Annotated in this window: 9 protein-coding genes; 4 read left to right on the forward strand and 5 right to left on the reverse strand. The window is 67.6% G+C overall.

Features of this window, described 5'->3' with window-relative positions:
- Together emrC and emrR are read right to left on the reverse strand one after the other, a co-directional pair.
- The gene (gene emrC, locus EKL94_RS04175) at positions 1-1,494 is read right to left on the reverse strand and encodes a multidrug efflux transporter outer membrane subunit EmrC (protein WP_126928106.1); all 1,494 of its coding nucleotides are present in this window, start codon (positions 1,492-1,494) and stop codon (positions 1-3) included.
- Positions 1,491-1,934: a multidrug efflux system transcriptional regulator EmrR gene (gene emrR / locus EKL94_RS04180; RefSeq protein ID WP_126928107.1), complete on the reverse strand. Its 444-nt coding sequence runs from the start codon at positions 1,932-1,934 to the stop codon at positions 1,491-1,493. Before emrR ends, emrC begins: the two co-directional genes overlap by 4 nt.
- 172 nt (positions 1,935-2,106) lie before the next feature.
- Between emrR and EKL94_RS04185 the strand changes: the two genes are divergently transcribed.
- Both EKL94_RS04185 and parC read left to right on the forward strand, forming a co-directional pair.
- On the forward strand, positions 2,107-2,988 hold the full coding sequence (locus EKL94_RS04185; protein WP_185829985.1) for a helix-turn-helix domain-containing protein: 882 nt from the start codon (positions 2,107-2,109) through the stop codon (positions 2,986-2,988).
- A 60-nt stretch (positions 2,989-3,048) separates the two neighbouring features.
- On the forward strand, positions 3,049-5,292 hold the full coding sequence (gene parC, locus EKL94_RS04190) for a DNA topoisomerase IV subunit A (RefSeq protein ID WP_126928109.1): 2,244 nt from the start codon (positions 3,049-3,051) through the stop codon (positions 5,290-5,292).
- Positions 5,293-5,672: 380 nt separating this feature from the next.
- Here parC and bfr read toward each other — a convergent pair whose 3' ends face one another.
- Positions 5,673-6,161 carry a bacterioferritin gene (bfr, locus tag EKL94_RS04195; RefSeq protein ID WP_010486279.1) on the reverse strand — a complete coding sequence of 163 codons (489 nt, stop codon included), beginning with the start codon at positions 6,159-6,161 and terminating at the stop codon, positions 5,673-5,675.
- A gap of 124 nt (positions 6,162-6,285) precedes the next feature.
- Here bfr and EKL94_RS04200 point away from each other — a divergent pair, with 124 nt between their 5' ends.
- Positions 6,286-8,613, forward strand: coding sequence for a penicillin acylase family protein (locus tag EKL94_RS04200; RefSeq protein WP_126928110.1), 2,328 nt, complete (start codon positions 6,286-6,288; stop codon positions 8,611-8,613).
- Positions 8,614-8,695: 82 nt separating this feature from the next.
- On the opposite strand, the gene EKL94_RS04205 is transcribed toward EKL94_RS04200, so the two are convergent.
- Both EKL94_RS04205 and asnB read right to left on the reverse strand, forming a co-directional pair.
- A complete protein-coding gene (locus EKL94_RS04205) occupies positions 8,696-10,084 on the reverse strand; it encodes a cation:proton antiporter domain-containing protein (protein ID WP_126928111.1) in 1,389 nt (462 codons plus the stop codon).
- A 101-nt stretch (positions 10,085-10,185) separates the two neighbouring features.
- Entirely contained in the window at positions 10,186-11,877 is a 1,692-nt protein-coding gene (gene asnB / locus EKL94_RS04210) for an asparagine synthase B (RefSeq protein ID WP_126928112.1), read from the reverse strand.
- A 337-nt stretch (positions 11,878-12,214) separates the two neighbouring features.
- Between asnB and EKL94_RS04215 the strand changes: the two genes are divergently transcribed.
- On the forward strand, positions 12,215-13,093 hold the full coding sequence (locus EKL94_RS04215; protein ID WP_126928113.1) for a tetratricopeptide repeat protein: 879 nt from the start codon (positions 12,215-12,217) through the stop codon (positions 13,091-13,093).
- Positions 13,094-13,109: the final 16 nt, after the last annotated feature.

The raw sequence follows: 13,109 nt of genomic DNA on the forward strand, positions 1-13,109 counted from the left end.
TCAGGAATGCGAGGAATCGGAATGGGAGGCGATCGGTGCGCGGTCGGCGTCAGTGGGCTGGAAACCACCGCCCAGCGCCTTGCTCAGGCGTACCGAGGTCTGCACCTGCTGCGACTGCAGGCCGGCCAGCTGCTGCTGCGACTGCAGCAGGGTGGACTGTGCGGTCAGCACGTCCAGGTAGCTGCCGATGCCGGCGCGGTAGCGCTGCTGGGCCAGGTCGAAGGCCGAACGAGCGGTATCCACTGCCTGCTGCTGCGAGTGCGCCTGCTGCGCCAGCGAACGCACCGCGTTGACCTGGTCGGCGACGTCGCGCAGTGCATCGAGCACGGTCTGGTTGTAGTTGGCCACCGCCAGGTCGTACTGCGCATCGGTGTTGGCCAGGTTGGCACGCAGCTTGCCGCCTTCGAAGATCGGCAGGCTCAGCGCCGGGCCGATGTAGGCGAAGGTTGAACTGCTTTTCAGCAGGTCACCCACGTTCGGGGCGACCACGCCGGCCAGCGCGGTCAGGTTGAAGCTCGGGTAGAACTTGGTCCTGGCTACCTTGATCTGCTTGTCGGCCGCTTCCACGCGCCAGCGCGCGGCAACGATGTCCGGGCGACGACCCAGCAGTTCGCTGGGCAGCACGCCCGGCAACTGCAGTGCCATCGGGTTCAGTGCCTGCGGGCGCTGGATCGACAGGCCACGGTCCGGGCCCTTGCCGACCAGCGCGGCCAGCGCGGTGCGGGCGGCATCGATGCGCTGCTGCGCGGCCTGCACCTGCTGCTGCGCGGCGGGCACGCGGGCCTCGGCCTGGCGCACCTGCAGATCACTGTCGATGCCGGCGCTGCGGCGCTGGCGGGTCAGTTCCAGCGACTTCTGCGAGCGGCCCAGCTCTTCTTCGGCCACGTCATTGAGCTGCCATGCATAGGCCAGGTCGGTATAGGCCTGGGTGATGCCGGTGGACAGGTTCAGGCGTGCAGCCTGGGCTTCGACAGTGGCGGCATGGGCGCCGTCCACGGCCGCTTCCCAGGCAGCGCGCTTGCCACCCCACAGGTCCACGCCATAGCTGAAGTCGAAGGCGACCTGGCTGCTGCCGGCGTAGTGGCCACCCATCTCGCTGCCTGCCATCGACTCAGGCAGGCGCAGGCCGGTATAGCCACCGGACACCGACAGGCTCGGCAGACGATCGGCACGCGCGGTACCCACCTGCGACTGGGCCTGGCGCAGGCGCGCATCGGCGGCGTCCAGGCTCGGGTGACCGGCCAGGCCTTCGGCAACCAGGGCGTCCAGCTGCGCATCGCCCAGTGCCTTCCACCAGTCCTGCGCCGGGAAGCCGGTGGCGCTCAGGTCGGTGTCGGCCAGGGTGCGTTCGCTGTGCAGGCTGTCCACGTCGAGCAGGTGGCCCTGCGGGTTGAGGCCACGACTGCTGGCGCAGGCGGCCAGGGCCAGGGCCAGCGCTGACACCAGCAGCGCGCGCCCGGACCGGCGGAGAGTGGAATGCGGGATCGGGTTCATGGGGTCGTCAGGGAATCGCGGATTCGGGTAAGGAGGGACAGCAGCAGCGTGCGCTCGTCGGCGGAAAGATCACGCAGGGCGTAATCCATCACCGCGTCGCCGCGCAGCTTCAGCCGCGCCCACAGTGCGCGGCCTTCATCGGTCAGCACGATCTGCAGCGCACGCCGGTCCTGGGCATGCGGTTCGCGGCGGACGCAGCCCAGCGACTCCAGCTTGTCCAGCAAGCGGGTCACCGCACTGGGCACCTGGTCGATGGCCTGGGCCAGCTCGTTGGCCGTGCACGGGGCCATGTTGGAAAGCACCTTCAACCCGATGTAATGGGTGAAGCCGATACCCAGGTCTTCTTCGGCCATGGATGCGTCGAGTTGACGGACCAGGCCGTCGCGCACCTGGCGCAGCAGCAGGCCGAAGCTGGGGGGAGTGGTTGCAGGACAGATCATGGGGGAGCATTCTCTTCCAAAAAAAATATTTCTCAATGGAAATATTCGATCTGGCATCGAATGCTGTGTTGCAGCAGCGGGCTGGATCAATGAAGGCGCCTACCTTAATGATCTGGTCAGGTGGCCCGGTAGTACAATTCAGCCAATGGATGACACATTTCAGCCAGCGGATATGATGAACAAGGCAGAAATCCCCCCTTCCAAGCGGTTGTTGCGCGACGACGCGCTGGATTGGTTCGAGCGCAATGACGGGCCGCCGGTTGTCGCTTTCCGCTTCGACAGCCCCCTGGGCCTGGTCCGCGAAGTGGACTGGCACCACCACCAGCGCGCGCAGCTGATCTGTGTCGAACGCGGCCTGCTGACCACCCGGACCTCGCACGGCACGTGGTCACTGGCGCCGGGCTCGGCCGGCTGGATGCCGCCGCTGGAGCCGCATACGGTCACCCTGGACGGCCCGCTACGCGGCTGGGGCATGGCTCTGGCCGCGCCGGCCTGCGCCACCCTGCCCGCCGATCCCTGCGTGCTGGGCCTGTCCAAGCTGGCGCAGGCGCTGGCCGACCGCATCTGCGAATGGCCGCTGGGCTATGGCACCACGCCCGAGCGCCAGCACATCATCGAGGTGCTGCTGGATGAGATCCGCACCGCGCCGCGCCAGCGCATGCATCTGCCGATGCCGCACGACCGGCGCCTGCTGAAGATCGCCTCGCAGCTGCTGGCCGACCCGTCCGACGAGCGCAGCCTGGCCGAATGGGCGCATTGGGCCGGCCTGTCGCCGCGCAGCCTGACCCGTCACTTCCGCGACGAGACCACGCTCAGCTTCGCCCAGTGGCGGCAGCAGGCCCGCCTGTCCGAGGCCCTGCGCCAGCTGACCGACGGCCGAAGCGTGGCCGACATCGCCCACGCGCTGGGCTTCAGCAGCGCCAGCGCCTTCGTCACCGTGTTCCGCCGCCACTTCGGGCTGCCGCCGGGGCGCTACCTGGCACGGGCCGGACACGGCCTGGAAACCGGGCTGGACCCTGCGCGCGGCTTGGCATCCCCCGCCGCATCCGGATAATCACAGGATTGCGAGCGGCGACCGCCGTCGCCGCCTCCCGACAACAGGTAACAACGCCGCATGACCGAACTTGCCCGCCCCGTGTTCCACGGATTCGAACAACTGCCGCTGCGCGAGTACGCCGAACGCGCCTACCTCGACTACTCGATGTACGTGGTCCTGGACCGCGCCCTGCCGTTCATCGGCGACGGCCTGAAGCCGGTGCAGCGCCGCATCATCTATTCGATGAGCGAGCTGGGCCTGAATGCCGCGTCCAAGCCGAAGAAGTCCGCGCGCACCGTCGGTGACGTCATCGGTAAATACCATCCGCACGGCGACAGCGCGTGCTACGAGGCGCTGGTGCTGATGGCGCAGCCGTTCTCGTACCGCTACCCGCTGATCGAGGGCCAGGGCAACTTCGGCTCCAGCGATGACCCGAAGTCGTTCGCGGCGATGCGTTACACCGAATCCAAGCTGACCCCGATCGCCGAAGTGCTGCTGGGCGAGCTGGGCCAGGGCACCACCGACTGGGCACCGAACTTCGACGGCACCCTGCAGGAACCGACCTGGATGCCGGCGCGGCTGCCGCACCTGCTGCTGAACGGCACCACCGGCATCGCCGTGGGCATGGCCACCGACGTGCCGCCGCACAATCTCAACGAGATCGTCAGCGCGCTGCTGCACCTGCTGGACAACCCCGACGCCAGCGTGCGCGACCTGTGCGAGCACGTGCAGGGCCCGGACTACCCGTCCAGCGCCGAGATCATCACCGCGGCCAACGACCTGCGCAACATCTACGAAACCGGCAACGGCAGTGTGCGCGCACGTGCGACCTTCACCAAGGAAGCGCACAACATCGTGGTCACCGCGCTGCCGTTCCAGGTGTCGCCGTCGAAGGTGATCGAGCAGATCGCCGCGCAGATGCGCGCCAAGAAGCTGCCGTGGCTGGAAGACATCCGCGATGAGTCCGACCACGCCAATCCGGTGCGCGTGGTGCTGGTGCCGCGTTCCAACCGTGTCGACGCCGACCAGCTGATGGGCCACCTGTTCGCGACCACGGACATGGAACGCAGCTACCGCGTCAACCTCAACGTGATCGGGCTGGACGGCCGTCCGCAGGTGAAGAACCTGAAGATGCTGCTCAGCGAATGGCTGACCTTCCGCAGCAACACCGTCACCCGCCGCCTGCAGCACCGCCTGCAGAAGGTCGAGCGCCGCCTGCACCTGTTGGAAGGCCTGCTGGTCGCCTTCCTCAACCTGGACGAGGTGATCCACATCATCCGGACCGAGGACGAACCGAAGGCGGCGCTGATCGCGCGCTTCGGCCTGTCCGACGACCAGGCCGAGTACATCCTGGAAACCAAGCTGAAGCAGCTGGCCCGCCTGGAAGAGATGAAGATCCGTGGCGAGCAGGACGAGCTGGCCAAGGAGCGCGAGAAGATCCTCGGCATCCTCGACAGCAAGGCCAAGCTGAAGAAGCTGATCCGCGACGAACTGACCGCCGACGCCAAGAAGTTCGGCGACGCACGCCGTTCGCCGCTGGTGCAGCGCCAGGCCGCGCAGGCCATCGACGAGACCGAGCTGGTACCGAGCGAGCCGATGACCGTGGTGCTGTCGGAGAAGGGCTGGATCCGTGCCGCCAAGGGCCACGACGTCGATGCATCCGCCCTGTCCTACCGCGACGGAGACGCCCTGCAGGGCGCGGTGCGTGCGCGCAGCACCCAGCAGGTCGCGTTCCTCGACAGCGAGGGCCGCGCCTACTCGACGCCGGTGCACACCCTGCCCTCCGCGCGTGGCAACGGTGAACCGCTGACCGGGCGCTTCTCGCCGGCAGCGGGTACCAGCTTCGTGACCCTGGCCAGCGCCGAACCGGACACCCGCTTCGTACTGGCCTCCACCCACGGCTACGGCTTCGTCACCCGCTTCGAGAACCTGATCGGCCGCAACAAGGCCGGCAAGGCGATGCTGAACCTGTCTGCGGGTTCGTCGGTGCTGACCCCATCGGTGGTCGCCAACGTCGCCACCGACCGCATCGTGGCGGTGACCAGTTCCGGCAACCTGCTGGCGATCGCCGCCAACGACCTGCCGGAACTGGACAAGGGCAAGGGCAACAAGATCATCGAGATCCCGAAGGCCAAGCTTGCCACTGAACGCGTGGTCGCCATCGTGGCGATCAGCCCGGGGCAGACCCTGCAGGTACGCAGCGGCCAGCGCACCATGGGCCTGAAGTTCAACGAGCTGGATGCCTACCTCGGCGCCCGCGCCACCCGCGGCCACCTGCTGCCGCGCGGCTGGCAGAAGGTGGAAGGGTTGTCGGTGGAGTAAGGGCTGGGGCCCTGCCCGTGGTGGGTGTCAGCCTTGGTTGAGGTGGGTGTCAACCTTGGTTGACACGCATTACCCCGGTAGACGCCAACCTCGGTTGGCGTTTTCGATCCCAATGGGGTCAGAGCCGTTTTCGTTGAAAACGGATCCGACCCCGGACACGAAAAAGCCGGGGCATTCCCCGGCTTTTTCGTTGTCGGCTGGCGGGCGATGGAGCGGCTGGCTGGCGAAGGCTGGCTGGCGGTGCTCCGGTGCTGGCGGGCGACAGAACGCTGTGCTTCTTCTGGTAGAGCCGGCCGCTGGCCGGCTGCATTTCGCAGAGCAGCCGACCAGCGGTCGGCTCTACCGGGTAGTCGCCGGGCATGGCCCGGCGCCACCTGCGGTCAGTGCGCCGGGGCGCCGTTGCCGTCGATCTTGCTCAGCTGGTACAGCTCCAGGCCGATGCGCTTGATCAGGCCCAGCTGCTGCTCCAGCCACCAGGCGTGGTCTTCCTCGGTGTCCTTCAGCTGCGCCAGCAGGATGTCGCGGCTCACATAGTCGCCGTTCTCTTCGCACAGCTTCATGCCGGCGGCGAGATTGTTCCGAACCGCGTATTCAGTGTCTAGATCCTTCTGCAGCATCTCTTCCACGGTCTTGCCCGGCTCGGTGGCATGCGGGCGCATGTCCGGGTCGCCGCCGAGGAACAGGATGCGGCGCAGCAGCGCATCGGCGTGCTGGGTTTCCTCTTCCATCTCGTGGTTCAGGCGTTCGTACAGCGCGAACAGGCCCTGGTCCTCGTAGCGGCGGGAATGGATGAAGTACTGGTCGCGGGCTGCAAGCTCGCCGCGCAGCAGTTCCTTCAGGCAGGCGATGACGTCCGGGTTGCCTTTCATGGGGGGGCTCCTGTGAATCGATGTGGCATAGGGTGCCGCATTTCAAAATACGGTGATCTAATCGGAATCAGTCGCAGTTGCGCCTGCGGCTACAATCGGCCCACGAGTTCGGAAAGGACGTGCGATGCGACGTACATGGCGTTGGGTGCTGGGCGTGTTGGTCGCCATCGTGCTGGTTACCGCACTGGTCCTGTGGCTGCTGCTGCGTGGCAGCCTGGCCGACCTGGACGGCGAGCATGCGCTGCCCGGGCTGGCCAAGCCGGTCACCATCGAGCGCGATGCGCTGGGCGTGGTCACCATCACTGCCGGCAGCCAGGCCGACGCGATGCGCGCACTCGGCCGCGTGCATGCGCAGGAACGCTATTTCGAGATGGACCTGATGCGCCGCAGCGCGGCCGGCGAACTGTCCGCACTGTTTGGCCCGAAGGCCATCGACGCTGACAAGCGCATGCGCGTGCACCGCCTGCGCGCCCGTACCGAAGCGCATCTGGATACCGCGCTGGGCGGCAACGGTGCGGTCGTGCGCGCCTATGTGGACGGCGTCAACGAAGGCCTTGCTGATCTCTCGGTGCGGCCATGGGCCTACCTGCTGCTGCGGCAGTCGCCGCAACCGTGGCAGGCCAGCGACAGCGTGCTGGCCGGGCTGGCCATGTATGCCGACCTGCAGGACCCGGACAACCAGACCGAGCTTGCACTGAGCCGCATCCGCGCAGTGGTGCCGCCCGCGCTGTACGCGCTGATTGCCCACGACGGCACCGAATGGGATGCACCGCTGTTCGGCGAACCGACCGGCAACGCCGCGCTCCCCGATGCCAGCCAGCTCGATCTGCGCACGTTGAATGGAAAACCGGGCACCGCGCAGGAAGAGGCCGATGTCATCGGCAGCAACAACTTCGCGGTGGCCGGTGCGCTCACCGCCGACGGTCGCGCGATCGTCGCCGACGACATGCACCTGGGCCTGCGCGCGCCCGGCCTGTGGTTCCGTGTGCGCCTGCGCTATCCCGACCCGCAGGCCGCGGGCGGCCAGGTCGACGTCACCGGCTTCTCCCTGCCCGGCCTGCCGGCGGTGATCGTCGGCAGCAACGGGCACGTGGCCTGGGGCTTCACCAACAGTTACATCGACACCGCCGATTACCGCACTGAACCGGCCAACGCCGCAGTGACCGTGCATGAAGAGCGCATCGCCGTGGCTGGCCAGGCCGACGTGCTGTTCCCGGTGCGCGAAACCGCCTGGGGTCCGATCCTGCATACCCATGCCGACGGCAGCGGCGATGCGCTGCGCTGGGTCGCCCACCTGCCCGGTGCGGTGCGCCTGGACTTCGGTGACCTGGCCCGTGCCGCTGACCTGAACGGTGCCCTGCAGTTCGCCGACCGCGCCGGCATTCCCGCACAGAACCTGGTGGTCGGCGACCGCAGCGGACGCATCGCCTGGCGGCTGATCGGCGCCCGCCCTGATCGCGGTCCCGGCTGTGCGCCTGCGGGCTTCACCGCCGCCAGCAACCAGGACTGTGCGCCGTGGCCGATCCGCAGTGATGCCTCGCCGGCATTGATCGATCCCCCCAACCATCGCTTGTGGACCGCCAACGGTCGTGTCCTCGACGGCGAGGCGCTGGCTACCGTCGGCAACGGTGGTTATGACCTCGGCGCCCGTGCGCGGCAGATCCGCGACCTGTTGGCGATCCAGGAGCGCTTCGACGAACACGACCTGCTGGCGATCCAGCTCGACGACCGCGCCGTGTTCCTGCAGCGCTGGTGGGCCCTGCTGCACGACGTCATCGAACGCAGTGACGACCCTGCACTGAAGCGCTTGAAGGCGGTCAGTCACCAGTGGGGCGGCCGGGCCTCGGCCAGCTCGGTCAGCTACCGGGTGGTGCGCGAGTTCCGCACGCAGGTGATGGATACCCTGTCCGATGCACTGCTGGCGCCGGCCAACGCACAGCTGGGCGATGACTATCTGGATCCGCGCCTGGCGCAGTTGGAAGGTGTGGCCTGGCCGATGCTGCAGCAGCGCCCCGCCAATCTGCTGCCACCGGCCTACGACAGCTGGGACACGCTGCTGCTTGATGCCGCACGCCGCACCGAGAGCGAGCTGGCCAAGCAGGGCCCGCTGGCCAAGCGCACCTGGGGCGAACGCAACACCGCGGCGCTCTGCCACCCCATCGCACGGGCGTTGCCCGAGGTCGCCAAGCGCTGGCTGTGCATGCCCGCCGACCAGCTGCCCGGCGACCGTGACATGCCACGCGTGCAGACGCCCAACTTCGGTGCCTCCGAACGCATGGTGGTCTCGCCCGGCCACGAGGCCGACGGCATCGTGCACATGCCCGGCGGACAGAGCGGGCACCCGCTGTCGCCGTACTGGGGCGCCGGCCACGAAGACTGGGTGCATGGGCGGCCGACGCCGTTCCTGCCTGGCAAGGCACAGCACACGATGACGCTGGTGCCGGCGCGGTAGTACCGGCCGCTGGCCGGCAACCTCATGATGCTGGACACACCGGCATGGATGCCGGCCAGCGGCCGGCACTACCGTTCAACGCTCAAGCCCTGCGACGCTCGATCAGGTTCAGCAGCGGCCCGGTCATCGCCGTGGTCACCAGCGCCATGATCACCAGCACCGCGAACAGGCGGTCGCCGAGCAGCCCCAGCTCGTAACCCAGGTTGAGCACGATCAGCTCCATCAGGCCACGGGTGTTCATCAGTGCACCCAGCCGCCACGCCTCGCGCGTGGGCATGCCCGCGCTGCGTGCAGCACTGAAGGTACCCAGCAGCTTGCCCGCCGTGGCCACCACGATCACCACCCCGCACAACACGATGTCGCTGGCCTGCAGCGCATCGGCGCGCATGCGCAGGCCGGTCATGGCGAAGAACAACGGCAACAGCAGGGTCACCGCAAACGGTTCGACGCGGGCCATCAACAGGTCGCGCAGCTGCGCGTTGGACGATACCGCGACGCCCGCAGCGAAGGCACCGAACAGCGCGTGGATGCCCAGCATCTCGGTGATCAGGGCACTGCCCAGCGACAGCAGCAGGATGCCGAGCAGCCAGCGCCCTTCACGGCCCGGTGCGATCTGCTGGCGCGCGAACCACGGCTTCACCAGCCCCAGCATCAGCGCCATGAAGGCGACCACGCACAGCAGGTTGAGGCTTGCCGGCAGCCATCCGCTGGCCTGTGCAGCCGCCACGATCAGCGCCAGCAGGCACCATGCGGTGGCATCGCCCAATGCCGCGCAGGCGATGGCGGTCTGCCCCAGCGGCGTCTGCGTGATGCCGCGGTCGGCAAGGATGCGCAGCAGCACGGGGAAGGCCGTGATGCTCATCGAAATGCCAACGAAAAGCGCGAATGCAGTGAAGCCCACGCCCTGCGGGCCGTGCTGCGGATACAGCCAGATCGCGAGGGCGACGCCGAGCACGAACGGGACCGCGATGCCGGCATGGCTGACCGTGAAGGCGAAGCGTCGCCGCCCACGCAGCGCCGCCAGGTCCAGCTCGGCACCGGCTACCAGCAGGAACATCAGCACGCCCAGCTGGCTGAGCATTCCCAGCGGGCCCAGCGAACTGACCGGGAACAGGGCACCATGCAACTGCGGCAACAGGCTGCCGAGCACCAGCGGCCCCATCATCAGGCCTGCGGCCATCTCGCCGATCACCGCCGGTTGCCCAAAGCGCTTGAGCAGCGCACCTGCGCCCTTGGCCACCAGCAGCAACACCAGCAGCTGCAGCAGGAACAGGCCCAGCGGTGACGCCAGATGCTGCGCCCAGCTGCCTTCGGCAGCAACCGTGGCACGGGCGACCGCCTCGGGCGCCGCCGGCCCGGCATACCGCGCCAGCAGCACGCCGGCCAGCAGCGGGACACCGGCCCAGGCCAGATAACGCCATCCCCATTTCGTGGGCGGCACGTTGCCGCCTGCCTGTACGTCCATGAACATTCCCCAATGCGCAGGGGGCGATCATACAAAAAGGGGACGGAGGGGATTAAGTCGTTTGTGCCACTAACGACTTAATCCCCTCCGTCCCCTTTTTTGGGGGCTTAGGCCAGCGCCTGCTCGTGCACGCCGGCGATCGCGCGGCCCGAGGGGTCTGCAGCCGCAGCGAAGCTGGCGTCCCAGGCAATGGCCGCCGGCGACGAACAGGCGATCGACTTGCCGCCTGGCACGGTCTCGGCAGCCGCGCGGCTCGGGAAGAACTGCTCGAACAGGTGGCGGTAGTAGTACGCCTCCTTGGTCTGCGGCGGGTTGTGCGGGAAACGCTTGTCGGCCGCCGCCAGTACACGGTCGCTCACCTGCGCCTCGGCATGCGCCTTCAGCCCGTCGATCCAGCCGTAGCCGACGCCATCGCTGAACTGTTCCTTCTGCCGCCACAGGATGCTGTCCGGCAGGTAGCCGTCGAACGCCTCGCGCAACACCGCCTTCTCGATGCGGCGGCCGCCAAAGCCGGCACCGACCATCTTGTGCGCGGCGTCGAAGCGCATCGCCACATCAAGAAACTCACGATCGAGGAACGGCACGCGCGGCTCCACGCCCCAGGCCATCATCGACTTGTTGGCACGCAGGCAGTCGTAGTTGTGCAGCGCGTCGAGCTTGCGCACCAGCTCGTCGTGGAATTCGCGCGCATCCGGCGCCTTGTGGAAGTACAGGTAGCCACCGAAGATCTCGTCGCTGCCCTCGCCGGAAAGCACCATCTTCACGCCCATCGCCTTGATCCGTCGTGCCAGCAGGAACATCGGCGTCGATGCACGGATGGTGGTGACGTCGTAGGTCTCGATGTGGCGGATCACTTCCGGCAGCGCATCGAGGCCTTCCTCGAAGGTGTATTCGAAGCCGTGATGCACGGTACCCAGCGCTTCGGCGGCGATCGCAGCGGCGGCCAGATCAGGCGAGCCCTTCAAGCCGATCGCGAACGAGTGCAGGCGCGGCCACCAGGCTTCGGTCTGCCCCCCATCCTCGATGCGGCGACGTGCGTAGCGCGCAGCCACCGCCGCCACCAGCGACGAGTCCAGGCCACCGGACAGCAGCACGCCGTACGGCACATCACTCATCAGCTGGCGTTCCACCGCATGCTCGAAGGCCTGGCGCAGTTCGGCCAGATCCGCCTGGCGGCCCTGCACGTCGGCATAGTCGCGCCACGGTTGCTGGTAGTAGCGCACCAGCTCACCACGGGCACTGTCGAAGTAGTGTCCCGGCGGGAACTGCGCGACGTCGGCACAGGTATCGACCAGCGCCTTCATTTCCGAGGCCACGCGCAGGCGCCCCTGGGCATCGTGGCCCCAGTACAGCGGCACCACGCCGACCGGGTCGCGCGCCACCAGCACGCGTCCACTGTCACGGTCCCACAGCGCGAAGGCGAAGATGCCGTTGAGCTGCTCCAGCCACTGCGCCGGCGAGCCGCCCTGGCGGTACAGCGCGTTGATCACCTCGCAATCCGAGCCGGTCTGGAAGTCATAGGCGGTGGTCAGCGCCGCCTTCAATGCCTGATGGTTGTAGATCTCGCCGTTCACTGCCAGCGCCAGCTGGCCATCGGCCGACAGCAGCGGCTGCGAACCGCCGGCCGGATCGACGATGGCCAGCCGTTCGTGGACCAGCAGCGCACCTTCGTCGATGTACACGCCGCTCCAGTCGGGGCCACGGTGGCGCTGGCGTTGCGACAGTTCCAGCGCATGGCGGCGCAGGGAAGGAAGATCGTCACCGGCCTGCAGGCCGAAGATTCCGAAGATCGAACACATGGGGGAGCTCCTGTTGGGGAATTTCACGGGTGGGAAGGTGTTCGACCGGCCATCCAGGCCCGGGTGGGCTGCGCCCGGGCACAAAAAAACCCGCATCGGCTGATGCGGGTTTTCTGGTGTCCGGGCGTGTGTTGCTGTCTATCTACCCAGGGCGCAGTCCCGCATCGGCCGCGCACGATTATTCGCGCGCAGATTATTGCGGTTGTTGTTATTGACGGCGGTGGCCAGGCGGATCGACATGGCATCGACCCTACCCCGGTTTCCGGCGCGGCGCAACAGTTGCGTCGGCAACCACGCCTGGAGCGCATAATGGCGCGCCCTGAACCGTGTAACAGGAATGCAACACCGCAATGGACGCACCGGGGCACTGGCTGCCCTGCTCTGCCTGGGCCTGACGGCCTGCCAGACCCTGGCCCCGCCTTCTACCCTGCCGCAGTCCCAGCAGCAGGCATTGGAACAACGCGGAACCGACGGCAGCTTCGACGGTGCCTTCGATACCGCGCAAACCTTCGAGCGCTTCAACGACCCGCGCGCCATCGCCTACTACGAGCGTGCCGCCGCGGTCACACCCTGGACCTTCCACAACACCAGGGCGGAAGAAGCACTGGGCCGGATCTGGACCTCCGGCACGCTGCGCCATGCCGACAGCCCCCACATCAACCCGTCGCCGGTGCTGCGCGCGTCCTGGCGACGTGGCGAGCGCGCCTATCTGGCGGCCGCCAACCACGGCAATCCCTATGCGTTCCACGGGCTCGCCAAGGCCTATCGTCAGCGGGGCGACGCGCAACAGGCGCTGCGTTGGGACCTGCGCGGAATGATCTACGAGCGCTACCCGAGTTCATCGTCACATCTACCGGATGCGGTAGCAGCACAGGGAGCCACCGTGCATCCACTGGTTGCGCAGATCCAGCGCCGCGCCGAGCGTGGCGACGCCGAAGCGCAGGTAGACCTGGGCGCGCTGCTGGAAAAGGGCATGGGACTGCCGCGCGATCCGGCGCGTGCGCTGCGGCTTTACCAGCGCGCCGGTGAGAAGGGCAATGTGTTCGGCCAGTACTTCGCCGGACTGCTGCTGGGCCGTAGTGCGCCGGGGGTGGAGAAGGACACCGAGGCGGCGGCGCGCTGGTTTGCCAAGGCCGAGGCGCAGTACTTCTACATGGCCGCGCCGAGTTACTGGAAGAAGGCAGTCGAGCCGCCGTTCTTCATTTTTTCGGAGTAGAGCCGAGCCCGGCAGG

This window comes from Stenotrophomonas maltophilia, assembly GCF_003970865.1.
Taxonomy (GTDB): Bacteria; Pseudomonadota; Gammaproteobacteria; order Xanthomonadales; family Xanthomonadaceae; genus Stenotrophomonas; species Stenotrophomonas maltophilia_AR.

Coding starts and splice junctions, on each gene's coding strand:
- emrC (WP_126928106.1), bottom strand. CDS start 1,494: ATGAACCCGATCCCGCATTCCACTCTCCGCCGGTCCGGGCGCGCGCTG.
- emrR (WP_126928107.1), bottom strand. CDS start 1,934: ATGATCTGTCCTGCAACCACTCCCCCCAGCTTCGGCCTGCTGCTGCGC.
- EKL94_RS04185 (WP_185829985.1), top strand. CDS start 2,107: ATGATGAACAAGGCAGAAATCCCCCCTTCCAAGCGGTTGTTGCGCGAC.
- parC (WP_126928109.1), top strand. CDS start 3,049: ATGACCGAACTTGCCCGCCCCGTGTTCCACGGATTCGAACAACTGCCG.
- bfr (WP_010486279.1), bottom strand. CDS start 6,161: ATGAAAGGCAACCCGGACGTCATCGCCTGCCTGAAGGAACTGCTGCGC.
- EKL94_RS04200 (WP_126928110.1), top strand. CDS start 6,286: ATGCGACGTACATGGCGTTGGGTGCTGGGCGTGTTGGTCGCCATCGTG.
- EKL94_RS04205 (WP_126928111.1), bottom strand. CDS start 10,084: ATGTTCATGGACGTACAGGCAGGCGGCAACGTGCCGCCCACGAAATGG.
- asnB (WP_126928112.1), bottom strand. CDS start 11,877: ATGTGTTCGATCTTCGGAATCTTCGGCCTGCAGGCCGGTGACGATCTT.
- EKL94_RS04215 (WP_126928113.1), top strand. CDS start 12,215: ATGCAACACCGCAATGGACGCACCGGGGCACTGGCTGCCCTGCTCTGC.